Source organism: Candidatus Thiodiazotropha sp. LNASS1 (assembly GCF_964212655.1).
Taxonomy (GTDB): domain Bacteria; phylum Pseudomonadota; class Gammaproteobacteria; order Chromatiales; family Chromatiaceae; genus Thiodiazotropha.
The window spans coordinates 1,447,407-1,470,183 of record NZ_OZ156465.1 but is presented as its reverse complement, the minus strand read 5'-3'; the positions used below and the strand labels follow the sequence as shown (position 1 = coordinate 1,470,183).

Genomic DNA, 22,777 nt, shown 5'->3' with positions numbered 1-22,777 from the left:
CATTCTCAACTATCCGCTCTCGCCCTACATCTCCCTCACGGTGGGTGTTATGAAGGCAAGCCGCAAATGGACGCAAATGATAATAAACCGCAAATGAAAGCTATTTTTAGCGTTTTAACTGTCCTGTTTGGAGCGGTAGGTTAGGGTTTGTGTTACACTATGTTGTACAGTAAATATAATTGTAATTGCGTTTATCGCGTTCATTTGCGGAGATAAAAAAGCATTCGCGGGTATTCGCGGCTTTCTTATACATCTCAATACCATCAAGTCACCGATTCAGTGGCTGTATACTGTGGGTATCAGGTGATTTTTTACTTCGAACGATTCGACAGTGTAGCTGCCAGCTGTATACTCAGTCCGGCAGGGGCAAGCGATTGACGATACAGGGCTGGCCTTGGAGTGTTGCAATCAGCTTCTGGGTCTTCTCAGGTGAGCCGCTGCACCAATAACGCTGTTGGCCCGTATCCGGATTGGATGAGAGGATCTCTTCATCAGACAACCTGCGTTGCAACTGCCGAGCAACCGCACGGCCGGTATCGATAATAGTGACCGAGGAACCCGCCACCTTTTCAATGGTGTCTTTCACGAAGGGGTAGTGTGTGCAGCCTAACACCAGGGTATCGACACCTTTTTCGAGGACAGGTATCAGTGACTGTTCTACAAGATCGACGGTTTTGCCGTGAGTTGCACCGTTATTTTCTATTGCCTCTACCCATCCATGGCAGGGACAATAGAATATATCGGTACCATTCGCATGCCGCTGGACAAGGCTCTGAAATTTGCCACTCACCAGTGTTCCCTCTGTAGCGAGTACACCGATCACACCGTTCTGGCTGTTTGCTGTCGCTGGCTTGACTCCTGGTTCCATGCCTATGATTGGGAGTGGATAGCTGTTTCGTAAATGCGAAACGGCAACGGCAGTAGCGGTATTGCAGGCAATGACGATCGCCTTAACTTTTTGCTCAATCAGAAACTCTACGATGTACTTGCTGCGTTCGAGTATGAATCGACTTTCCTTGCTGCCATAGGGGAGATTATCCCTGTCTGACACATAGATGAGATCTTCACTCGGCAACAGGTCGCGTATGTGCTGCAACACCGAGAGCCCACCAATGCCGGAGTCAAAAATACCGATAGGCAGGCTAGACGACATCATTGGTTTCCCGAGCTTGCAGCAGTCGATTTACCTCATATTCCACTGATCTGTACTCTTCCATTAACTGCGCTGCCTGCTTTGATGCGGTTGCATGTTCAAGTTTTTGTACTGAAAAGTCGAGCGCAGGTACACCGCATGACGATGTTGAGCCGCGCATCTTATGGGTAATCTCCTTCAAATTTGTCCAGTCCTGCTTGTGGATATATTTTTCTATGTCTTCAAGTTGTTGCGGCAATTCACTGCAGAGCTGACTGAACATTTCCTTTGCCAGAGCCTGGTCGCCGCCTGTGATATCGAGAATTTTCCTCTTGTCTATGACAACAAGCTCGTTTTCGTCAAACGCAATATTCTCATTGTCAGTCTGTGATTCATAATATTCATGTTGTTTGTTTTGATTGAAAATATTCTTAATTACAGACCACATCTGTCGTTCATCGATTGGTTTTAGCAGATAGCCATCCATCCCGGATTCCTTTATTTGATTTCTGGTGGCAGGAACGACATCAGCTGTCAATGCAATGATCGGTGTATGTCTAGTGTCTGCTTCATTATGTCGAATAACTTCTGCGGCTTTCGTGCCCTTCATTTTCGGCATATGAATATCCATCAAAATCAGGTCGAAGTTCCTGAGCAGAGTCTCTGAAATCGCGCTTAAACCATCGCTGGCTTCCGTGACATTGGCGCCATTGTTGCGCATGAGGGTGCTGATAAGTTTGAGATTGATATCATTATCATCGACGACAAGTATATTGTAATTCTCCAGACTCGGATTGGATAGGTGGATATTCTGTTCTGCGACAGATTTTGTACTGCGTAGAGAACCGGAAATGATCCTGTCCAGGGTGTCTGCCAGTTTTCCAATACTGAAAGGCTTGGACAGATAGAAGTCATCGCTGATCGACTGAAATTTCTCGATAATGACTCTTTCGGATGCACTCAAAAGTACCAGAAACGGGTTGCTGCAGATGGCGCGCAACCGGCGAATTTCACTTTCGGCATATCCGGATTGGATTTCACTGTTCTCGAAACCCATTACTATCACGTCGTATCGGTCGTCTGGCACCACGGGAAACTCACCCACTGTGGTTGTAATATCAAAAGACTCCAGGATGTGTTTTATGGCTAAGAATGACAATTTGTGGTTATCGCATATCAGCGCCTGTTTACCGCTGATGAAGTGAGTATGTGGCTGTACTTGACTCAGTATGGGTTTTTCAAGAGGTATGGTTACGACAAAGTTGGAGCCCTTCCCAGGATTGCTGATAAGCTCGATATCACCGTTCATCGATTGTGCGAGTTTTTTGCATATACTTAATCCAAGGCCGGTTCCTCCGTAAACTCTGCTGGTCGATGAATCAGCCTGCTGAAATGATTCGAACAGAGTCTCCTGGGTTTTCTTCTCTATCCCGATACCGGTATCAGTAACGGAGAACTTCAGTATGCATTTGTTTTCGGACTCATCATCGATCATCACCCGTATAATGACATCTCCCTGATGGGTAAACTTGATGGCGTTGCTTATCAAATTCACTAATATTTGTCGGATCCGCGTCTCATCGCCAATGAGTGTGTTGGGGACATCAGAGTAGACGAGCAAAATCAGCTCAAGCCCTTTGTCATGGGCGGATGGTGATAGTAATACAGTAGGCTCCTCAAAGCACTCATGTACTTGAAATGGTGTGGTTTCAGGTTCGAGTTTTCCATATTCAAGTTTAGAGTAATCGAGTATCTCATTAATAATATCCAGGAGATTGCTGGCTGACTTGGAGATTGTATTGACAAGGTCGCGCTGCTGCCTTGAAAGATCTGTCTTAAGCAGTAAATTGGTAAATCCAAGAACACCATTCATTGGAGTTCGAATCTCATGGCTCATATTGGCAAGGAATTCAGATTTGGCCTTGCTGGCCGACAATGCCCGCTTCTTTGCCAGATCGAGTTCTACATTTTGAATCTCCAGTGCTTCCATGGTTTCAGTGAGTTCCGAGGTTGCCTGGTCAATCTGTTGTTGCATCGTTTCATGTGACCTTTGTATCTGGCTGGTCATGGCGTTAAAGCCCTCTTCCAGGCTTCGTATCTCACCCTTCGATACCTCAGGAACGCGGGCAGTCAGTTCACCATCCCTCATGCGAGAGACAGCCTGGGTCAACCTGCCTATAGGCTTGATAACAGACCTGCTCAATGCCAATGAAAAGAATGCTGTGATTATCAAACCAATCACCAGCATTATGATCGAGTTGCGTATAATGATTATTCTGTTGTCGATAAGTCGTGTTTTGCTGAGGGAGAGAACCACCTTGCCCATACTGCGATTGATGTTCTCTCTGCTGTTCAAGCCCTGGTCAGGGTAATCAACAATATCGATGTCTTCAATTACGTAGATCGCAGGTGCGGAGAATTCGGCAAGATTACTCGGGTCCTCATTATATTGCTTTGTCATGCTGGACAGGAGTGTGTCGGAAGCATCATAGACATCGATACTGTAGACATCTGTTTGCAGGAAGACAGGTCTTAGGCTCATTTCCAATATAGACTTATCACGGGTGAATATACCGTAAACGCTTATGGATGCGGATTGGTTGGCTATTGACACGCCCCTTTCGTTGAATGATTCATCCAGCCTATCGAGCTGAGTGCTGATCAAGTAGACTGTCAAAATAAAGGCGAGGATGAAGGCTGGCAATAAGCTGATCATCAGTGCCTGAAATCGGAGTGATTTTATCTTAATCATGATAGTCAATTAATCTATTGATCATTGTCTCTTCAAGTTCATTGACAGATTTTGTTGGAAAATCCAATGATCTTGCCACTTCAGAATTAAAAAGTATGGAAAAATACTCTGCGTACTGTTCCCGATTATTGATTTTTTCTCCCAAATATATTTTTGCGATATTGTCCCTGACATGAAAGGCGACATCCTCAGGTGAAGAATAGACTGCAGCCAACGCACCGGCCTTGACATAGGCAGATGAAAACCCAATTAATGGAATACGCTTTCTATAGGCGGAAATCAGAATGTTGGAGACAGTGGATTTGTTATGTATTTTTGTGTCAGGGACAGCCAGCAGGATGTCGACATTGTAAAGCAAACGGTTGAGAGAAGTACCGATTTGATTGGCATCATCTATCTTCTCCAGACTGAGATTCAGTCCCAGTTCCGATGCAGACCGAATAAGTGCTTTTTCTGCAGTTTCATCATTACTGCTGATTACAACCCCTACGTTTCTAAAGCCATCGGACAGAGCATTGATTAAAAGCATGCTTCTGTGCTGCGGTTGATCCAGATATAAGTAGTAATGATCAGGAGTGTCACTGCCATCGTCAGAATGAATTTTACTGTCTTTCGGAATTAGCGCGGAAAATACGATATGTTCATTAAGGTGTTGCCTGGCGTAAGCAGCAGCTTTGAGTCCCAGAGTTACTATCACCCTGTCGTTATGATCAAGCTTGTTGTCAAGAGTGGAAATCTGGCTTATTTCAAAATTTGCATCCTGGCACATAAGCTGCCGGTTCCTGCACAGCTTTATCGTGGAATTGGTGATTGTTGTAGCCACATCAAGGTAAACATCATCGTTACCGCTCAGCAGGATCAGAATATTACTCTCTTTTTCATGCGCGGTAACAGCCATTGCGAACATGGTGATAACCAGGATGAGGATAAGATAGGAATACTCTTTGATACAGACCGCGCAATGCACGGAATCACTTTCCGGAGCAGGTGCGCCACTACGGATGGTATCACCTAGTGAGGGGTAAACAGCTGATTTATTGCTGTCAGGTAGTGGCATTTCAGTAGTAAGCTAGAAAGAAGCCTTTCCTTGTAGGTAGATGCGTCTTTCCCATACGTTATCAGCATCGATACGGTCATTATGATAAAAGTCCAAATTTTCATTATGCAGGTTCTGCAGGATCAGAGAGACGTCGATGCTGTGTCCTGAAATGTTGAAATGCTTGTTCAGCTTCAGATCAAGACGGCTGAAATTGGGTACAGCGTCCCCCTCGCCAGGCCACTCCATTTCGTCAGTAAAGTAGTAGGCGCCGCTTGCAGTGAAACCATCATCAAAACTGTGGCTGGCAATCAGGCTGAATGTTCTTTTGGGGATCTTTTCCTCGGCATTTTCACGAAAACTTGCAATACCGTCTTTGATCCGTTTCAGTTCGTTTCCGCTGATGTCGAGATAACTGAATCCCATGAAGATCAGATCCCTGTTTGTGGGGCGGAAGTCGATTTCAAATTCGATTCCGTTGATTTCCACTTCCCCGAAGTTGGTATAGGTAAATGCGCCCCGCTGATACAATCTGTTCAGTTGATTCAGCACCTCGAGTGCGATTGGGTCTGTAATGCCCCGGTCGGGATCGGTGATGTCAAAGTGAATGTATTGGTCGATGATACTGGAATACTTTTCATGGAACAGGCATACGTCAAAGTTGATGCCATAATCTGTAAAGTTTCCGAAATACCCGACTTCAACACGTTCTATCTGTTGAGGATCAAGTTTTTCCGTGCTTATTATCCAGGTATTGAACTCATCCTCTCGTGAACCAAGATACAAAGATAGGTGGGCATTGTCCTCATAGATAGTCGGCATACGGAACGCCCTAGAGCCACTTATTCTTATAGTACTTGAATTCGACAGGTGATAGTTAACCCCGAGTCTTGGAGAAAAAACATGATCTTTACCCTCAAACTTCTCGAGCATTGCTCCGGCATTGATAACCGTGGTTGGGGTGGCATACCATTCAGCATTGAGGAACAGCCTATAGAGGTCTCTGGAGATAGGATCGTCCTCCTGAAGCAGCCAAAAGCTTTCACCACGATCGTGTCTGGCACCAATTCCCCAGGCAATGCGCAGATCCTTTACCGGTTCGGAAGTATGCTCAAATTCCAGATCATAGCGGTGAGATTTCAGACCGATATATGAAAACAGCATTGGCGAGTCGGTCAGGTTCAAAGCGTTCAAAAAGGCATCGAAATCATACAGGCCGCCAGATAACGTGGCCGCAAAGAGATCCGCTCTTACAGATTCGTCAAACCCCTGCAGATCATCGAGGGATTCTATTTGTTCGGACAGGGATGGTGTCGCTTTCAGGTCATCGACAGAGTAGTAGTTGTGATAAAATTGCAGGCTGATTTTGTTTTTTTCAGATAATACCCGACTCCATTCGATAAACTGATAGTTATACTGGTTATCGAGTTCCCTTTCCTGCTGTAGCAGGCTTGGCAACCCTTCATCGTAATTACCGTATGCTACGCCTACAGTGGTACGAATAGAGTTATCGATATCGATGTTATAGTCACTGTCGAATTTCAGCCATTTTGCCCGTGATGAGTCGTCGCGGTTGTCGAATCCTTCCCCCTCTTTGTAGCTTGTCGATATCCGGTAATCCAGTTTACCGACACTGTCGGCAAAGGCCGCTTCGACATAACGGGTTCTTTCATAACCGGTTGTTGCCGAAAGCATGGTACCGGGAAGATCAGCCGGGTGCTCCGTTACAATATTAATCACACCGGCATAAGAGTTGGATCCATATGCGGCGGCATTCGGCCCGCGAATCACTTCGATGCGCAATATTTCATCCAGGCTCAGATAGATTTCTGTCCATGGAATACCTCCGAACAATGGATCATATATCGACCTTCCGTCTATCAGGACCTGCATGTCTCTGGCATATTCATCCGCATGACCATGATAGGTAACCGTGGCACTGGTGCCGGAAAAGAAGCCAACTGTGAAACCAGGTACCAGTCTGAGAAGATCCGGCAGGTTCAACGCGGCGCTGGCTTGGATCATTTTTTTGTCAATGACTGTCATGGCCGTGGGTGTATCGGATTGTGCCTGGGAAAGCCTCGATGCAGAAAGCACGATCGGCAGATCATCATAAAAATAGCTTTCTGTGAAAGCCAGGGTGTCGTCATTGCTATCGGAAGGGTTGGAAAATACGACTAGTAACAACCCAGCCAGGATGTGTCGATTCATATGGTATCTATAGTGGCGCATGTGCAAACCCTGTACTGTATGAGGTTTCATAGCAATTAAGAGATTGTGTGAGTCATTCACTTAGCTCGTCTTTCATATGGAGTTGCCAAATCTCTCTCCCCATGCATTGATTGGCGCCTTTTCAGGTGCAGAGCCAATCGGATGAGTGTTCACAGGCCCTGGTGCAGGTTGTGCAATGGCGGCAATCAATGGTCAACATTGAATATGATACACCACACACGACTTAGGGTTATATCTCAATACATGGCGTGTGCGGATGTAGGATATGGATTCCGGATATCCGCTTTCAGGGTATTGATATTCTAGGGCCTGTTAACACTAATCCAATACAACCTGCTGGGGCTGTTTTTGTGCCCAGCAAGGCACAACAGGGCGCATTGGATTAGTGTTAACAGGCCCTAGGTAGGTATTCGTACGGTGGGCGGCAGGAAAGAACGCCAGATTCAATCAGGGGAATTAAATTCTTTTTGTCCGCTTGTTCCATGCCAATAACCGTTACATGCACCAAGCGGTATAAATCTACTGAGATCCATCACCTCTTCATGGTGCAGGGCTTTATGGAAAGCATCCACGATGTTGGCTGTAAATGTGGATTGAGGGCTGATTCTTAATACATCGACCCGCAATTGTTTGAGTAAGGGTATCTCGTCAAGCAGATTACAGGTTTTCGCGGATACGGTCTGGATGCCGTTGAGGGCCAGAAAAGGTTCTTTTTCCTGGGTGGAAAGCAACCGCCCATCAGGATAATCGATACATTTGTATTGACAGTCATCTTTGGGAAGATTGTGGGAGCGTGCGGTGAAACATCTGGCCGAAAGGGTCAATGGCATGCGTCCATAGGAGAAGACCTCAGTTTCGATTCCATCCGGTCGTTTCGCTTGAATCTGTTGCAGTGTCTGATTTGAGAGTTCTATCGGAAGAACCCAGCGTTTCAGCCCTTTCGATGCCAACAGACTGAGTGTTGCCGAATTATATATATTGACACTGGGGCCGGTCACAAAGGGAAGTCCCTTTTTACTCATGATATGGATAGCGCCGATATCGTTGGCCTCAATCACGAAGCTTCCGTTGTCACATAATCGCCTGAGCGTCTTGAGTTCTGATTCAGCCTCAATCAAGGCAAGCGATGAGAGCACGATCTCCTTGTTGCATTGCCGGCTCAGGTTAGCGGCCAGATCAAGCCAGTCACTGGTACGAAGACTGCGTCTTTTAGAGCAGACAGTCTCACCCAGATAGATGATATCCACAGGCATATCTGCCGCTTGAGCATAGAAATCAAATAGTTTATCCCGTGACCAATAGTAAAGTACCGGGCCGAGAGAGAGTTTAGGTACTGTATTCATCATTATTGCCAAGGTCGGTAGTAAGGGCCCAATGTGGTGCTGGTCCCCTCTGAGACCTGATCCAGAATACTGTTCCAATCTGAGGTCGCTTGGAACTTGTCGGGATTGTGCAGGCAGTTGTCTATCGCCTCGCGCCAAACCTTGGTGACCTGGCCCACATACGCGGGAGTGCGTTGACGGCCTTCGATCTTGATTGCCTTGATGCCGGCTCGATACAGCTCTGGAAGCAGTGCCAATGTATTCAATGAGGTAGGTTCTTCGATGGCGTAGAAGGTATTGTCGCCCACCGCAAACCGCCCCTTGCAGATCGTTGGGTAGCCGGCTGTTTCATGTTTCCCGTAACGATCTGTCAACAGGCCGCCCAAGCGCGATTCCAGTCCCTGGGGGGTTTCCCGGTATTCAACGAACTGGGCGGGTGAGCAGGCGCCGTGGGTATTCGGGGATTCACCGGTGACATAGGAGGAGAGGATACAGCGTCCTTCCACCATTACACAGAGACTGCCGAAGCCAAATATTTCTATCTCGACCGGAGTGTTTTCCACCACCTGCCTGACCTGGCTGAGTGACAAAACGCGGGGCAGCACCGCGCGTTTGATCCCAAATGATTCGTGATAAAAGGCGAGCGCCTCATAGTTGGTGCTCGAAGCCTGAACAGAGAGATGCAGATTGAGCTCCGGCCATTGCCGGCTGGCGTAGTCGAGTACACCTATATCGGCGCAGATAAGGGCGTCAACCGAAAGCGAAGCGGCGCTGTCCACGGCTTGACGCCAACGCTCCCAGCCATCCGGGCGTGGATAGGTGTTGATTGCCATGAAGACGCGTTTGCCACGGTCTTTTGCATAAGCAATACCTTCCCGGGCGCGCTTTTCATTGAAATTCAATCCGGGAAAATGGCGCGCATTGGTGTCATTGCGCAGTCCGAAGTAGACTGCGTCAGCGCCATTGTCAACGGCAGCCTTAAGCGATGGCAGATTACCTGCGGGACAGACAAGTTCCATAATCGTGCATACTCGTTCAGGCAACCTGTCGACACGTCGTGCGTCGCCGTTGCAGTTCAGTCGTGATAGCGTTCAGCACAAGCCATTTTCTGGCACACCAGAGAGGAGCCAGCAGAATTGTCTCCGAAGCGGTGCCGGTAAGACGGTGCCAGACCACATTCGAGGGTGTCTGTTGCACCAGATCGGCCGCAATATCAACATAGGCCTCCAGGGTGAGCGGTCGATATTCACCCCGACGCCAGGCATTGGCCAGCTGAGTCCCCTTTACTACATGCAAAGGGTGGAGTTTCAGGCCGTCTGTACCCAGCTCCAGCACCCTTTGCAATGTTTCCGTAGCATGGTAGGCCGTCTCTCCGGGCAGTCCCGCGATCATGTGGGTGCAGACTTTGAGACCTCGGTTTCGCGCGCGTAATACGCTTTCTTGATACTCGGCAAAACCGTGTCCACGGTTAACCCTGGCGAGCGTTTCGTCAAATGCCGACTGCAGACCGAGTTCCAGCCATACCTCTTTTCCCTGGTCCTGATAACCGGCAAGCAGATCGATAACCGTATCAGGCAGGCAGTCCGGTCGGGTACCGATGGAGAGGCCGATGACATCTTCATCCGCCAAAGCCGCGTCATAAAGTGCGGTCAGTTTTTCGATTTCAGCATAGGTATTGGTATAGGCCTGAAAATAGGCCAGATACTTGCGGGCACCGGTTCGTTTTAATATCACGCGCCGGCCCGATGCCAGTTGCTCACTGATAGGCCTGGGCTGGCGCCCATTGGGACTGAACGAGACATTATTGCAAAAGGTGCATCCACCGCTACCCTTGCTGCCGTCCCTGTTGGGACATGTAAATGCAGCGTCAAGAGCAATTTTGTGTACACGTTCGCCATAGCGCTGCAACAGGTATTGTCCGAATGTGGATGCTTGCTCCGAAAGAGTTGTCATCGCATACACCCGGGCTAGCCGACCTCGTTCAGGAAGCGAGTACGAAACTTTATATTCATTGCTTTTGCGATCTCTTCACACGCGGCAATGTCGACCCCCTCCAGCCCATCGATCGCGGTTGCCGTCACATCGGCGATATATTCGGGAGCCCGACGCAGGAATTCAAGCATTGCCTCATAGGAACCAGGCAGGTTCGGTCTACAGTGAATGTCATAGATCTCACTGTTCTGGGCATTTAGTGAGATTGAGATTGCGTCCACACAATCTCCGAGCTCCGGCAATGTGTCATGCTTGTGTATCAAATTGCATAAACCATCAGTATTTACGCGCACCCGACCACCATGCTGTTTGATATGTCTGGCCACTTCAAGCAGCAGGTTCAATCTCAGTGTTGGTTCGCCATAGCCGCAAAAGACCACCTCATCGTAGCCTGCCGGATCAACGATCGAGGTAATAATCTCTTCTGCTGTTGGGCGGTGATCGAAGGTAAGATCATAACCTTTGACCATCATGTCGCCATGGGTTTTTGGACAAAACGCACACTCCAATGTGCAGCGATCCGTAATGCTGAGATAGAGGTTGTTTCCAATTTGATAACTTATCTGTTGTTGCACTTTCTACTCTGGTCTGGAAATAGGAAGTGTCATCCTAGCGTTTGCATTGGCCGAAACAATGACTTTGATCAAAGCAATCGGGTTGGGGTATCGGATATGAATAGTTAATGGAAGGTGTGGTCGGCAATCACAGAATCTTTTTTTGACATCTGAGGATGCGTGCCCGGGGATGGGTCTAGATTCGATCCCGTCACGAACTGATCGATTGCACGGTTTTCTGGCAAATAACCTTGAAATTGTCGTATTGCCGGCGTGTCACACCAGGACCGCTTATGCCGTTGTCGGCATAAAAGAGCCCCACCGGTTTGCCCTGAATAAAGACCGACATTGAGACGAATCCACTGTTGTTAATCTGCTCCAAGGCTGATTGGGGAATCATTGGCAGGTACTGTTCAGCATTGTCCCTGTTTAGTGAAATTGCTTGTGGTTTATTCATTAAGGCCTTGAATAAATTTGGTTTTGTCATATTCAATGCAAAGCCTTTCAGAGAGAGCTGCTGTTCCGACTCCACCACGAATCGGGCCCTGAGGGCGCTTTTGTCCGGGCTGAGCATGGCAAACATGGTTCTGCTCAATCCGAGCTCCTCATGCATCTGTTGCAAGGCGTCATTGAGTAGCGCCTGCAGTGGATTGACACGTTTCTTTGTTGCAGGTTGAGAGGCAGCTTTCTTCTCATCGCTGGGAGGGGGTTCAGGGCTGGTTGCGTGTTGCGGTTGTGGGGCCGATTTCGCATCGGAGCTGGATTCGGGTGCGTTAACCGGTGCCTGCCGGGTTGTCACGGGTGAAACGGCAGCATTCGCTGTCTCGGTTTCGTGGGCTGCCAGACCACCAGAAATGAGATGGAACGCCGGCAACGGCAGGGTGAGCCTGTGCAAATCGCGAGCTGCTTCCGCTGCCAGACGGTGCAGATAGGCAATCGCTTCCTCGTGTGATATCTCAAGAAACTCCGCCAACAACTCGATGTCATTATCCAATTTCTCATGCTGCCAGCCCAGACTGCTCTCTCTGGCAAGTATCGAAGCCAGCATCACGGAAAGCGGTTTTGGCAGGTGGCTGTTGGATAACCCCTGTGATTCGTGTACCAGCTCAGGCAGTTGCCACTTCAGACCCAACTGAACGTTTAACTCTTCCAGGGTAACACCCAGGATCTCCTGGGCGGCTCTCTCGCGTGGTGTTCGCTGGATGATTTTCCTTTGCACGGTGCGCATATCATCCGGTGCTATGGCCCACAATGCCATCTCTCCAATGTCGTGGAGCAATGCGGCGGTATAGAGTGAATCGACTTCCTGCCATCTCTGCATTTCAGCGATATTGCTGGCATAGATTGCTGCGTGGACTGCGCGGCTGTAGCAATCGATCAATCCGCGTCTTGGCGGACCTTTGAGTTTTTCCTCAAGAGAAGGCAGGGTCCGGCTTGCCTGTTCGATCGCATCCATACCTAATAAGGGTATGGCGAGGGAAATCTTGGTGATGGGTTCTTTCGGCGGGTTCGGCAGGCTGTTGATCTGCCGCATTACATACAGGCTGAAACCGGGATCGCGGGAGATGACTTCGGATAGTCTGCCGTGGTTGACACTCGATTTTCGCAGCAGATCCCTGACCTGAGTCAGTGTCCTTTGCATTACAAGGAGCGGCTCTGAAGAAAGTGCACGGGTCCATTCTTGGACTGTTTGGGTCATTGGGGATTGCTCTTTGAAACGGTTTTTAGCGCCAAATGATTTTACCTGTATGGATCACCCAAAGGTGGCGGTTGCCGAGCCGGATGGGTGAATGGAGCTCGATTGTTATGCCCTCAAATTGTACTTAACAGATCGGCAATTCACAGTGAATCTTAAGCCGTCTGCATTCCTCGGTTTCTGCGAGATCGGGTGGATGATAAAATGCCATATTTGAATGCAGAGTTTTGAGAGGTTTGTATGGCAGGACACAGTAAGTGGGCCAATATCAAGCATAAGAAAGCCGCCAATGACAAGAAACGCGGTAAGATTTGGACCAAGCTGATACGAGAGATTACCGTGGCTGCCCGCATGGGAGGGGGGGAAATCAATGCCAATCCGCGTCTGCGGCTGGCCGTTGACAAGGGTCTCGGTGCGAATATGCCCAAGGACACCATTGAGCGCGCCATCAAGCGTGGCGCGGGAGGCACCGACGGCGATAACTATGACGAGATCCGCTATGAAGGCTATGGGCCGGGGGGTACGGCGGTCATGGTCGACTGTATGACAGACAACCGAAACCGTACCGCATCCGAGGTTCGTCACGCTTTCAGCAAGCTGGGTGGCAACCTGGGCACCGATGGGTCTGTATCATATCTGTTCAGCAAGCAGGGAATGCTCAGTTACAATCCGGGAGTGGACGAGGATGCCATCATGGAGGCGGCCTTGGAGGCAGGTGCCGAAGATGTGGTCACCAACGACGATGGCTCGGTCGATGTCATCTCCACACCAGAGGAGTTCTCCCAGATCAAGGATACCCTGGTTACCGCTGGCCTTAACCCGGATACTGACGAGGTCACCTATAATGCCTCGACCAGCGCAGTCCTGGATCAGGACGATGCCGAGAAACTGTTGCGCATGGTTGACATGCTGGAGGACCTGGACGACGTACAGAATGTCTATACCAATGCCGAGATCTCGGATGAGATTTTGGATGCAATCAACTGAATGTTACGTATTATCGGCATCGATCCCGGCTCCCGCATGACAGGTTACGGCCTGATCGATACCGATGGCATGCATTCTGTCTATTTGTCCCATGGGGTCATAAAACTGAGTGGTGAACCGCTTCCCCCCAGACTTGGGGAGATATTTGCGACAATCAGCGGCTTGATCCGGGAGCATCAACCGGATGTGATGGCCATCGAGCAGGTTTTCGTGGCCAAGAATCCCTCTTCAGCCCTCAAGCTGGGGCAGGCGAGGGGAGCTGCCATCTGCGCTGCGGTGTATTGCGGACTGAGTGTGGCGGAGTATACGCCCACCCGCATCAAACAGGCGGTAGTGGGAACGGGGCGCGCGGACAAGGCGCAGATTCAGCATATGGTGCAGATGATCCTGGGTTTGCGGCAAAAACCCCAGGCGGATGCCGCGGACGCCCTGGCGGTGGCCCTGAGCCATGCCCATACCCATACCACACTGATGCGCCAGTCCGGCCGCGGAAAGTGAGGATACCCGTGTCCCATCCGTGCCATAATCACAGCTTGAATCGTCAACCGGATAACAACCCAGGATGATAGGCCGTTTAAGAGGGGAGCTTGTCCACAAACAGGCCCCCCACATGCTGATCGATGTCAATGGCGTGGGCTATGAACTTGAAGCTCCGCTCTCCACCTTTTTCACCCTGCCGGAAGCCGGCCAGGCGGTCACTCTCTTCACCCACCTGGCAGTGCGTGAGGATGCCCATGTCCTGTATGCGTTTGCTACGGAATCGGAACGAACCCTGTTTCGCAGTCTGCTGAAGGTGAGCGGTATCGGCGCCAAGATGGCATTGGCGATACTCTCCGGTATGAGTGCTGATGAGTTCGGCCGCTGCGTGGAGGAGGAGGATGTGGCGTCCCTGGTACGGTTGCCGGGAATCGGCCGTAAGACAGCACAGCGGCTGATTGTGGAGATGCGTGACAGATTGGCTAAACTGGGCGATCTGACGCCAGCCATCAGTTCATCACAGGGTGGCTTGGCCGCAAATCGCGGCAGTGCCACAACCGATGCCGTGGCCGCACTTGTTGCCTTGGGCTATAAACCGCAGGAGGCCGGCCGCATGGTAAAGGCGGTGGCGGAGGATGAGATGGACAGCGAGGGTTTGATACGGGCTGCGCTGCAGAGTGCGGTGCAGAAATAGTGGGGCGCTTGAGTATTGGTATTAGTGTTAACAGGTCCTAAGACCGAACCGGATAGATAAGTGATTAGTGAACCCAGATTGATCAACGGCGATGCCACGGGCGAAGACGCCGCCCTGGACCGGGCCATCCGGCCCAAACGTTTATGCGACTATGTGGGTCAGCCCGCAGTCTGCGAGCAGATGGAGATCTTCATACCCGCCGCAAAGGCGCGGGGCGAGGCATTGGATCATGTCCTGATTTTCGGTCCTCCCGGATTGGGCAAGACCACTCTGGCGCATATCATCGCCAATGAGATGGGGGTCAATCTGCGACAAACCTCCGGCCCGGTGCTCGAAAAGCCGGGAGATCTGGCGGCGTTGTTGACCAACCTTGAACCCCATGACGTGTTGTTCGTCGATGAGATCCATCGCCTCAGCCCGGTGGTTGAAGAGGTACTCTATCCGGCAATGGAGGATTTTCAACTCGATATCATGATCGGCGAGGGGCCGGCCGCACGCTCGATCAAGCTCGATCTGCCGCCCTTTACCCTGGTTGGTGCCACTACCCGGGCCGGTCTGCTGACCTCCCCCTTGCGGGACAGGTTCGGCATCGTTCAGCGGCTGGAGTTCTACAGCAGCAGCGACCTGGCCCATATCGTCACCCGTTCAGCCGACATTCTAAATATCGGTATGGATGCGGACGGGGCTGGAGAGATCGCTCGTCGTTCCCGGGGTACACCGAGGATTGCCAACCGTTTGTTGAGAAGGGTGCGCGACTATGCCCAGGTCAAACAGGATGGCCATATCAACAGAACGGTGGCCGACAGCGCCCTGGGCATGCTCAAGGTCGATGGCAACGGTTTTGACAACATGGACCGGCGCTTACTGTTGGCAGTCATCGAGAAGTTTGAGGGCGGGCCTGTCGGGGTCGACAATCTGGCCGCGGCGATTGGTGAGGAGAAGGGTACCATCGAGGATGTCCTTGAGCCCTATCTGATACAGCAGGGGTTTCTGATGCGCACACCAAGAGGCAGAGTGGCGACCCAGGCCGCCTATCTGCACTTTGGATTGTCGCCGAAACCCGGTGAACATGTACCCACCGAGGACGATCTGTTCCGCGAAAAGTAGTCGGCGAGGCCCCATCCGAATAAGGCTTATCCGGTGAACTGCAATCTGCCAGCACAGAATGTGAAATCGTGATTGAGTTAGGATCTTTGCCGCCATCGATCTCGAAGCCCGACGGATTCAACCCGGCATGACGGGAACTCCTTGCAAATCACATACTCATAGATTGGGATTCATGCAGGGGTTTAACTAATTTCACTACCATCGGTTTACGAAGCTAAGTATGATTAACCGTTTAAATGAATTGCACCAGATGAAGCTGGCGCAACAGTGATTCGGGTCTGGAAAGAGGTATGAACGACGAGTCGCCGGTTTTTGTCTGGCCCATCAGGGTCTACTACGAAGATACTGACACCGGTGGCGTTGTCTATTATGCCAATTATCTGAAATTCATGGAGCGGGCACGCACCGAGTGGTTGCGTTCACTCGGTTTCGAGCAGGATCTGTTGCTACAACAGGACGGGATCATCTTCGCAGTTCGACAGGTGGAACTGGGTTACCATGCTCCAGCCCGTTTTAACGATAACCTCGAGGTCATTGCCAGATTGTCTCAGAAGGGACGTGCCAGTCTCACCTTCTATCAAGAGGTGGTGCGACCATCGGATTCACAACTGTTGTGCCGGGGTACCATAAAGATTGCTTGTGTGAATATGGAAACAATGCGCCCCACCCCCATACCCAAGAAATTACTGATGGAGATACCGGATGTCGACTGACCTGACCATTACCCATCTGATACTCAATGCCAGTCCGGTGGTTCAGTTTGTGATTGCCCTGTTGGTATTCGCATCCGTCAGCTCGTGGAGCATGATTTTCGACCGCATGCGTGTCCTGAAGAGTGCGGTACGCGCAGCCGATGAATTCGAGGGGCGTTTCTGGTCCGGAGGCGACCTGGCGGAACTCTATCGCCAGATCGAAAGGGAGACCGACGAAGAGTCCGGCATGGCATCCATCTTCCGTGCCGGGTTTCGTGAATTTGCGCGGTTACGCACCAAGGGCCACAAGGACCCGATGGCTATGGTACATGGTGCGCAACGCTCCATGCGGGTTTCTCTGAACCGTGAGGTCGATCGCCTGGAAAATCATCTGTCTACTCTGGCCACGATCGGTTCCACCAGCCCTTATGTGGGACTGTTCGGGACTGTCTGGGGCATTATGAATTCGTTCACTGCACTGGGTAACGTCAAGCAGGCGACCCTTGCGCTGGTTGCCCCCGGCATTGCCGAAGCATTGATCGCAACCGCTATTGGCCTGTTTGCCGCGATACCCGCGGTTGTTGCCTACAACCGCTATTCCAACGATGTGGAGCGTCTGAATAACCGTTATGATGACTTTGTAGAAGAGTTTGCCACCATCCTTCAACGCCAGGCTGTTGCCTAAGCCGGCATATCGCAATGAGTCGTCAAAAAAATCGCCGTCGCCCAATGTCCGAGATCAATGTAGTCCCCTATATTGACGTCATGCTGGTGCTGCTGGTGATATTCATGATTACCGCACCGCTATTGACCCAAGGCGTCAAGGTGGAGCTGCCCCAGGCCGATGCGGAACCGTTGCCGAATGAGGCGGATGAGCCGCTGGTGGTGACGGTCAATCGAGAAGGCGAGATGTTTATCGATATCGGCCAGGACAAGGATAGCCCGATTGATTCGGACGACCTGGTCAAAAGGGTGCAGGTTGTTCTCAAACACAAACCGAAGACCCCGATCATGGTACGCGGTGATGCCGGAGTGGCCTATGGACGAGTGGTGGAGGCAATGGTGCTGTTACAGGCCGGCGGGGCGCCCAGTGTCGGCTTAATCACGGAGCCGCCGGAGTCATAGCCTTGTTCTCAGTTATAAAAAGAAATCCCGTTTCAGTCATGCTGGCAGTCCTGCTGCATGTGCTGATCGTGGTCTTTCTGGTGTTCGGCTTCGACTGGTCGAAAATTCATAAACCCGCGACACCCAATGCGAATGTGGTGCAGGCACATACCGTCGATGCCAAGCAACTCGATCAAGCCAAGGAGAAAGAGAAGGCGATAGAGCGGGAGAAACAGCGCAAAGAGGCGCTGAAGCGCAAGCAGGCGGAAGAGAAGAAGCGCCAGCAACTCGAGCAGAAACGCATTGCCAAGCAAAAGGCGGAGCAGCAGAAGCAGGAGGCGGAACGCAAACGTCAGGCACAGTTGAAGAAGGAACGCGAGGCGAAAGAGGCCAAACGCAAGGCGGAAGAAAAACGTTTGGCGGTAGTTGAGGCCAAGCGCAAGGCAGAGGCGAAACGGAAGGCAGAGGCGGAAGCCAAGCGCAAGGCGGAGCTGGAAAAAAAACGCAAAGCGGAGTTGGAAGCCAGGCGTAAGGCAGAGGCAAAGCGAAAAGCGGAAGCCGCAGCACAGGCCGAGCGTGAACGCGCCTTGCAAGAGCAACTGGCGGCAGAGCAGAATAGCCGTGAGATCGATCGCTATGTGGCCGTGATCAAACAGCAGATCGAACGAAACTGGCTGAAGCCGGGGCAGGCGGGAAAAGAGCTCTCGTGTATCGTCCAGGTGCGCCTGATACCGGGTGGGGATGTGGTGCCTGGTGGTGTGAGTATTGTCAGCAGCAGCGGCAACCCGGCCTTCGATCGTTCCGTGGAGACCGCAGTCTATAAAGCAGCGCCGCTGCAGGTGCCGAGCGGACCCTTGTTCGAGTCCTTCCGCACTTTAAGATTGAAATTTAAACCTAGTAGCTAGCTAATGGTTATGATGAAAAAAAATCTACTTATCCTGATTTTGATACTGTGTTGGCAGCCGGCGCTCTATGCCGAGCTGACCATTGAAATTACCGAAGGTGTCGAGGGGGCGTTGCCGATCGCCGTGGTCCCTTTCAGTTGGCAGGGTAAAGGAGCGCCCCCTGAGGATATCGCCGCTGTGATCAACGCAGACCTGCAACGCAGCGGTCGTTTCAAGACCCTGCCCCGGGAGGATATGCTGGCAAGACCCGCCTCGGTGGATGCAGTGGAATTCAAGGACTGGCGAGCCCTGGATATCGAAAATCTGGTGATAGGCCAGGTACAGGCCCACGGTGCCGGTGGTTACCAGATACAGTTTCAGCTACTTGACGTCTTCCGGGGGGAGCAACTCACCGGTTACAGCATACCCACCACGGCGCCGAACCTGCGCAGTACCGCCCACCGGATTGCTGACCTGATCTATGAAAAGCTACTCGGTGTGCCCGGTGCCTTTGCCACCCGGGTGGCCTACATAACCTCAACCAAGCAGACCGATGGCGGGGCACGAATCAAACTGAATATCGCCGATGCGGATGGATTCAATTCAGAAACCATCGTTACTTCCACCGAACCATTGATGTCGCCCGCCTGGTCCCCTGACGGTCGGAAGATCGCCTACGTCTCTTTTGAGGAGGGACAGTCCGCTATCTATGTGCAGGGGGTCTATACCGGCACGCGGAAGAAGATCACCTCATTCAAGGGCATCAATGGAGCGCCCGCCTGGTCGCCGGATGGGCGTAAACTGGCCATGACCCTGTCGAAAGGCGGTAATCCCGATATTTACGTTTACGATTTGACCACACGCAAGCTCAAGACCATCACCAACCACTACGCCATCGATACCGAGCCTGCCTGGTCGCCGGACGGACGCAGTATCGTCTTTACCTCGGATCGTGGAGGCAGACCGCAGATCTACCGGGTCTCCGCGCATGGCGGCAAGGCCCAGCGGGTGACATTCCAAAACAGCTACAATGCCCGTGCCTCCTTCTCACCCGACGGAAAGCTGTTAACCCTGGTTACCCGTGAAGAGGGTAAGTATCGTATTGCGGTCCAGGATCTCGAGTCCGGTGTGATGCAGGTACTCAGTCAGGGGAGCCTGGACGAATCGCCTAGTTTCGCACCCAATGGGAGCATGGTAATTTACGCATCCAAGGCGGGTCATCGTGGTGTTTTGGCAGCAGTCTCGGTCGATGGCCGTGTACGACAACGCCTCGCCCTGCAGGAGGGCGATGTGCGTGAACCGGTCTGGTCACCTTTTAATAATTAATTGCACCGCTGCTAAGGAGATATTAAATGAAGAAAGTACAAATCCTCTGGATTCCGATTTTGCTGTCGCTGCTACTGGTAGCCGGCTGTTCATCCACGCCGACCGGCGAAGGCGACGGTGCTGAAGTCACTGAGCAGTCCACAGGCGCCGATGGCAGTGGCGATGATAGTGGCGGAGCCTCAACATCGGCCGCCAGCCAGGGAGGAGAATGGCAGGGGGATCCCTTGGAGAATCCCAACAGTCTGCTGGCCACCCGGGTGATCTATTTTGATTTTGATCAGAGTACAGTGCGTTCCGAATACCTGGATGTGATCCAGGCCCACGCCGACTATTTGGCGGCCAATCCACAGGCTGTTGTCCGCCTGGAGGGTCATGCGGATGAGAAAGGAACACGCGAGTACAATTTGGGTCTGGGCGAAAATCGTGCAAATTCAGTGCGTAGCCTGATGTTGGCACAAGGTGTATCGGACAATCAGTTGGTTGTGGTGAGCTACGGCGAAGAGAGGCCCGCGGCCTTCGAGCACAATGAAGAGTCCTGGGCACTCAACCGGCGTGTCGAACTGATCTACTGATACGGGAGGGCGTGATGAGGCTGATCATCAAACGAGTCTTGCTCTGCATCTTGATGGGGCTGTTTTCCGTAGGTCCGGCATTTGCAGTAAATGGGGCCAAGCTGACGATGGAGCAACGCCTGCAACGTATCGAGCGCATACTGCAGAACCAGAGTCTCGCGGATCTGGTACTGCAGGTGCAGCAGTTGCGGCAGGAGGTGCGGCAGCTTCGTGGGGATCTTGAGGAACAAAAATACAATATGGACGGCATGAGTCGGCGCCAGCGTGATCTCTATGTGGACATTGATCAGCGACTCTCGCGAATCCAGTCCGGGGGCGCCATGTCACCCACACCACAGCCCGTAACCACGCCGGTGACGCCGCCCCCGGCATCGGTTGCTGTCGGCCAAACGGCCACCGTATCCCCGCAACCGCCCCCTGAGACACCGGCGAACGCAGCGATCGGCGGAGTGACCCCTCCCGATCCGAAAAAGGAGTCGGAAGCCTACCAGGCCGCCTTCAATCTGCTGAAGCAGGGTCGCTATGGGGAATCGATCACCGCCTTCTCCGGTTTTCTCAGGGACTTCCCCGGGGGTGAATACGAGGACAATGCCCAGTATTGGCTGGCGGAGGCCAGCTATGTCAATCGTGACTTCGATACCGCCCTGGGTGAATTCACGAAGATAATGGAAAATTATCCTGACAGCCCCAAGGTTCCAGGTGCGATGTTGAAGATAGGGTACATTCAATACGAGAAGAAGAACTGGGCCGGCACCAGAAATATTCTGAAACAGCTGATGGACAATTTTCCTGCTACCACCGAATCGCGCCTGGCGCAAAAGCGCCTGCAAAGGCTGACCAAAGAGGGGCATTGAGGGAGGATTTCGACCCTCCCTATACCTGAGAGTATGTCTCAACTCCGTATTACCGAAATCTTCCTCTCCCTGCAGGGGGAGGGGAGGGGTGCAGGTTATCCCACCGTTTTCGTACGTTTGACCGGCTGTCCGTTGCGTTGTCACTACTGTGATACTCCCTATGCCTTCAGCGGCGGTGAGAAGTACACCCTCGATGAGATCCTGCAGCAGGTTGCCGGTTATGATGTGGAGCATGTCTGCGTGACCGGTGGGGAACCGCTGGCGCAACCGGAGTGCCTCTCTCTTCTCAGGGCCCTTTGTGATGCCGGTTTTCGGGTCTCCCTCGAGACCAGTGGCGCACTTGATATCGGTAGTGTGGATGAGCGGGTCGCCAGGGTGATGGATCTCAAGACGCCAGGCTCGGGGGAGATGCAGCGAAACAGGATGTCCAATATCGACTTTTTGCGGGCGGATGACCAGGTCAAGTTTGTGATCACCGACAGGGCTGACTACGAGTGGAGTTGCGAACAGCTGAAGCGGTTCCGCATTACGGACAGGTGCGAAGTGCTCTTCTCTCCCGTCCAGGACCGGATGAACCCCACGCAGCTGGCCGATTGGATGATTGAAGATCGGGTACAGGCTCGACTGCAGCTGCAGTTGCATAAATTATTGTGGGGCGATCAGCCTGGAAGATGACCATGAGTAGACGCGCAGTGGTACTGCTTTCCGGAGGATTGGATTCGGCAACCGTGCTGGCGATTGCCCGTAGCCGCGGGTATGCCTGCTATGCGCTCAGCATGGCTTATGGTCAGCGCCATGCTGCAGAGTTGGTGGCCGCGTCACGGGTTGCCGCGTCTCTCGAAGCGGAAGATCACAAAGTTGTGCATATCGGTCTTGATGACATCGGCGGTTCCGCCCTGACCGACCAATCCATACAGGTGCCGGAGGAGATGGGTACCGGTATTCCGGTCACCTATGTGCCGGCGAGAAATACCGTGTTTCTTTCCCTCGCCCTGGGGTGGGCGGAGGTGCTGGAGGCCCAGGATATCTTTATCGGTGTCAATGCGGTTGACTATTCCGGTTATCCGGACTGCCGACCGCAATTCATCGAGGCCTTCCAAAGGCTCGCCAATCTGGCCACCAAGGCGGCTGTTGAGGGCGCCAGCTATCGTATACACACACCGTTGATCGATCTTTCCAAGGCGGAGATCATCCGTCGGGGTGTGGATTTGGGTGTCGACTACAGCCTGACGGTATCCTGTTATCAGGCTACCGAGGCCGGTATGGCCTGTGGGGTATGCGACTCCTGCCGGTTGCGCGCAAAGGGCTTTGTGGATGCCGATATCGACGATCCCACCGTCTACCTCAATGCAAAGTGACTGCGC

General features: G+C 51.8%; 23 protein-coding genes. 14 read left to right on the top strand and 9 right to left on the bottom strand.

The features are described 5' to 3' along the window. Positions 1-352 precede the first annotated feature (352 nt). Both murI and AB8516_RS06345 read right to left on the bottom strand, forming a co-directional pair. Complete coding sequence (murI, locus tag AB8516_RS06350; protein ID WP_369159128.1) at positions 353-1,156, bottom strand: glutamate racemase; 804 nt, start codon at positions 1,154-1,156, stop codon at positions 353-355. Then, the gene (locus AB8516_RS06345; RefSeq protein ID WP_369163237.1) at positions 1,143-3,281 is read right to left on the bottom strand and encodes an ATP-binding protein; all 2,139 of its coding nucleotides are present in this window, start codon (positions 3,279-3,281) and stop codon (positions 1,143-1,145) included. The genes murI and AB8516_RS06345 overlap by 14 nt, the downstream gene beginning before the upstream one ends. Between AB8516_RS06345 and AB8516_RS06340 the strand changes: the two genes are divergently transcribed. Beyond that, positions 3,199-3,504 (top strand): hypothetical protein, encoded by a 306-nt coding sequence (locus AB8516_RS06340; RefSeq protein WP_369163347.1) that lies wholly within the window; start codon positions 3,199-3,201, stop codon positions 3,502-3,504. The two genes, AB8516_RS06345 and AB8516_RS06340, sit on opposite strands and share 83 nt — an antisense overlap. 372 nt (positions 3,505-3,876) lie before the next feature. Here AB8516_RS06340 and AB8516_RS06335 read toward each other — a convergent pair whose 3' ends face one another. The 7 genes from AB8516_RS06335 to AB8516_RS06305 form a co-directional block, all read right to left on the bottom strand. After that, the gene (locus AB8516_RS06335; protein ID WP_369159126.1) at positions 3,877-4,941 is read right to left on the bottom strand and encodes an ABC transporter substrate-binding protein; all 1,065 of its coding nucleotides are present in this window, start codon (positions 4,939-4,941) and stop codon (positions 3,877-3,879) included. A 12-nt stretch (positions 4,942-4,953) separates the two neighbouring features. Further along, entirely contained in the window at positions 4,954-7,131 is a 2,178-nt protein-coding gene (locus AB8516_RS06330; RefSeq protein WP_369159124.1) for a TonB-dependent receptor plug domain-containing protein, read from the bottom strand. A 464-nt stretch (positions 7,132-7,595) separates the two neighbouring features. After that, positions 7,596-8,495 (bottom strand): U32 family peptidase, encoded by a 900-nt coding sequence (locus AB8516_RS06325; RefSeq protein WP_369159122.1) that lies wholly within the window; start codon positions 8,493-8,495, stop codon positions 7,596-7,598. Between the two features lie 2 nt (positions 8,496-8,497). Next, complete coding sequence (locus AB8516_RS06320) at positions 8,498-9,493, bottom strand: peptidase U32 family protein (RefSeq protein ID WP_369159120.1); 996 nt, start codon at positions 9,491-9,493, stop codon at positions 8,498-8,500. 16 nt (positions 9,494-9,509) lie between these two features. After that, entirely contained in the window at positions 9,510-10,427 is a 918-nt protein-coding gene (locus AB8516_RS06315) for a TIGR01212 family radical SAM protein (RefSeq protein WP_108291698.1), read from the bottom strand. Between the two features lie 14 nt (positions 10,428-10,441). Beyond that, a complete protein-coding gene (locus AB8516_RS06310) occupies positions 10,442-11,041 on the bottom strand; it encodes a TatD family nuclease-associated radical SAM protein (protein WP_369159118.1) in 600 nt (199 codons plus the stop codon). 190 nt (positions 11,042-11,231) lie between these two features. After that, positions 11,232-12,662 (bottom strand): HDOD domain-containing protein, encoded by a 1,431-nt coding sequence (locus AB8516_RS06305; protein WP_369159116.1) that lies wholly within the window; start codon positions 12,660-12,662, stop codon positions 11,232-11,234. A 294-nt stretch (positions 12,663-12,956) separates the two neighbouring features. Between AB8516_RS06305 and AB8516_RS06300 the strand changes: the two genes are divergently transcribed. The 13 genes from AB8516_RS06300 to queC all read left to right on the top strand — a co-directional run bounded on the left by AB8516_RS06300 (position 12,957) and on the right by queC (position 22,771). After that, complete coding sequence (locus AB8516_RS06300) at positions 12,957-13,703, top strand: YebC/PmpR family DNA-binding transcriptional regulator (RefSeq protein WP_369159114.1); 747 nt, start codon at positions 12,957-12,959, stop codon at positions 13,701-13,703. Next, positions 13,704-14,201: a crossover junction endodeoxyribonuclease RuvC gene (ruvC, locus tag AB8516_RS06295; RefSeq protein WP_108340891.1), complete on the top strand. Its 498-nt coding sequence runs from the start codon at positions 13,704-13,706 to the stop codon at positions 14,199-14,201. A gap of 64 nt (positions 14,202-14,265) precedes the next feature. Next, positions 14,266-14,874 (top strand): Holliday junction branch migration protein RuvA, encoded by a 609-nt coding sequence (gene ruvA / locus AB8516_RS06290; protein ID WP_369159112.1) that lies wholly within the window; start codon positions 14,266-14,268, stop codon positions 14,872-14,874. A gap of 60 nt (positions 14,875-14,934) precedes the next feature. After that, positions 14,935-15,981 carry a Holliday junction branch migration DNA helicase RuvB gene (gene ruvB / locus AB8516_RS06285; protein ID WP_369159110.1) on the top strand — a complete coding sequence of 349 codons (1,047 nt, stop codon included), beginning with the start codon at positions 14,935-14,937 and terminating at the stop codon, positions 15,979-15,981. A 290-nt stretch (positions 15,982-16,271) separates the two neighbouring features. Next, entirely contained in the window at positions 16,272-16,694 is a 423-nt protein-coding gene (gene ybgC, locus AB8516_RS06280; RefSeq protein ID WP_108291686.1) for a tol-pal system-associated acyl-CoA thioesterase, read from the top strand. After that, a complete protein-coding gene (gene tolQ, locus AB8516_RS06275; protein WP_108291684.1) occupies positions 16,684-17,358 on the top strand; it encodes a protein TolQ in 675 nt (224 codons plus the stop codon). The genes ybgC and tolQ overlap by 11 nt, the downstream gene beginning before the upstream one ends. 14 nt (positions 17,359-17,372) lie before the next feature. Continuing rightward, on the top strand, positions 17,373-17,798 hold the full coding sequence (tolR, locus tag AB8516_RS06270) for a protein TolR (RefSeq protein WP_369159107.1): 426 nt from the start codon (positions 17,373-17,375) through the stop codon (positions 17,796-17,798). 2 nt (positions 17,799-17,800) lie between these two features. After that, positions 17,801-18,682, top strand: a complete 882-nt coding sequence (gene tolA, locus AB8516_RS06265) for a cell envelope integrity protein TolA (RefSeq protein WP_369159105.1) — start codon at positions 17,801-17,803, stop codon at positions 18,680-18,682. A gap of 9 nt (positions 18,683-18,691) precedes the next feature. Continuing rightward, positions 18,692-19,987 carry a Tol-Pal system beta propeller repeat protein TolB gene (gene tolB, locus AB8516_RS06260; RefSeq protein WP_108291788.1) on the top strand — a complete coding sequence of 432 codons (1,296 nt, stop codon included), beginning with the start codon at positions 18,692-18,694 and terminating at the stop codon, positions 19,985-19,987. A 26-nt stretch (positions 19,988-20,013) separates the two neighbouring features. Continuing rightward, entirely contained in the window at positions 20,014-20,559 is a 546-nt protein-coding gene (gene pal / locus AB8516_RS06255) for a peptidoglycan-associated lipoprotein Pal (protein WP_369159102.1), read from the top strand. A 14-nt stretch (positions 20,560-20,573) separates the two neighbouring features. Then, positions 20,574-21,413 (top strand): tol-pal system protein YbgF, encoded by an 840-nt coding sequence (gene ybgF / locus AB8516_RS06250; protein ID WP_369159100.1) that lies wholly within the window; start codon positions 20,574-20,576, stop codon positions 21,411-21,413. A gap of 33 nt (positions 21,414-21,446) precedes the next feature. Continuing rightward, entirely contained in the window at positions 21,447-22,088 is a 642-nt protein-coding gene (gene queE / locus AB8516_RS06245; protein ID WP_369159098.1) for a 7-carboxy-7-deazaguanine synthase QueE, read from the top strand. Beyond that, complete coding sequence (queC, locus tag AB8516_RS06240; protein WP_369159096.1) at positions 22,085-22,771, top strand: 7-cyano-7-deazaguanine synthase QueC; 687 nt, start codon at positions 22,085-22,087, stop codon at positions 22,769-22,771. Before queE ends, queC begins: the two co-directional genes overlap by 4 nt. Positions 22,772-22,777: the final 6 nt, after the last annotated feature.

Coding starts and splice junctions, on each gene's coding strand:
- murI (WP_369159128.1), bottom strand. CDS start 1,156: ATGATGTCGTCTAGCCTGCCTATCGGTATTTTTGACTCCGGCATTGGT.
- AB8516_RS06340 (WP_369163347.1), top strand. CDS start 3,199: ATGGCGTTAAAGCCCTCTTCCAGGCTTCGTATCTCACCCTTCGATACC.
- AB8516_RS06345 (WP_369163237.1), bottom strand. CDS start 3,281: ATGAGGGATGGTGAACTGACTGCCCGCGTTCCTGAGGTATCGAAGGGT.
- AB8516_RS06335 (WP_369159126.1), bottom strand. CDS start 4,941: ATGCCACTACCTGACAGCAATAAATCAGCTGTTTACCCCTCACTAGGT.
- AB8516_RS06330 (WP_369159124.1), bottom strand. CDS start 7,131: ATGAATCGACACATCCTGGCTGGGTTGTTACTAGTCGTATTTTCCAAC.
- AB8516_RS06325 (WP_369159122.1), bottom strand. CDS start 8,495: ATGAATACAGTACCTAAACTCTCTCTCGGCCCGGTACTTTACTATTGG.
- AB8516_RS06320 (WP_369159120.1), bottom strand. CDS start 9,493: ATGGAACTTGTCTGTCCCGCAGGTAATCTGCCATCGCTTAAGGCTGCC.
- AB8516_RS06315 (WP_108291698.1), bottom strand. CDS start 10,427: ATGACAACTCTTTCGGAGCAAGCATCCACATTCGGACAATACCTGTTG.
- AB8516_RS06305 (WP_369159116.1), bottom strand. CDS start 12,662: ATGCAAAGGACACTGACTCAGGTCAGGGATCTGCTGCGAAAATCGAGT.
- AB8516_RS06300 (WP_369159114.1), top strand. CDS start 12,957: ATGGCAGGACACAGTAAGTGGGCCAATATCAAGCATAAGAAAGCCGCC.
- ruvC (WP_108340891.1), top strand. CDS start 13,704: ATGTTACGTATTATCGGCATCGATCCCGGCTCCCGCATGACAGGTTAC.
- ruvA (WP_369159112.1), top strand. CDS start 14,266: ATGATAGGCCGTTTAAGAGGGGAGCTTGTCCACAAACAGGCCCCCCAC.
- ybgC (WP_108291686.1), top strand. CDS start 16,272: ATGAACGACGAGTCGCCGGTTTTTGTCTGGCCCATCAGGGTCTACTAC.
- tolQ (WP_108291684.1), top strand. CDS start 16,684: ATGTCGACTGACCTGACCATTACCCATCTGATACTCAATGCCAGTCCG.
- tolR (WP_369159107.1), top strand. CDS start 17,373: ATGAGTCGTCAAAAAAATCGCCGTCGCCCAATGTCCGAGATCAATGTA.
- tolB (WP_108291788.1), top strand. CDS start 18,692: ATGATGAAAAAAAATCTACTTATCCTGATTTTGATACTGTGTTGGCAG.
- pal (WP_369159102.1), top strand. CDS start 20,014: ATGAAGAAAGTACAAATCCTCTGGATTCCGATTTTGCTGTCGCTGCTA.
- ybgF (WP_369159100.1), top strand. CDS start 20,574: ATGAGGCTGATCATCAAACGAGTCTTGCTCTGCATCTTGATGGGGCTG.
- queE (WP_369159098.1), top strand. CDS start 21,447: ATGTCTCAACTCCGTATTACCGAAATCTTCCTCTCCCTGCAGGGGGAG.
- queC (WP_369159096.1), top strand. CDS start 22,085: ATGACCATGAGTAGACGCGCAGTGGTACTGCTTTCCGGAGGATTGGAT.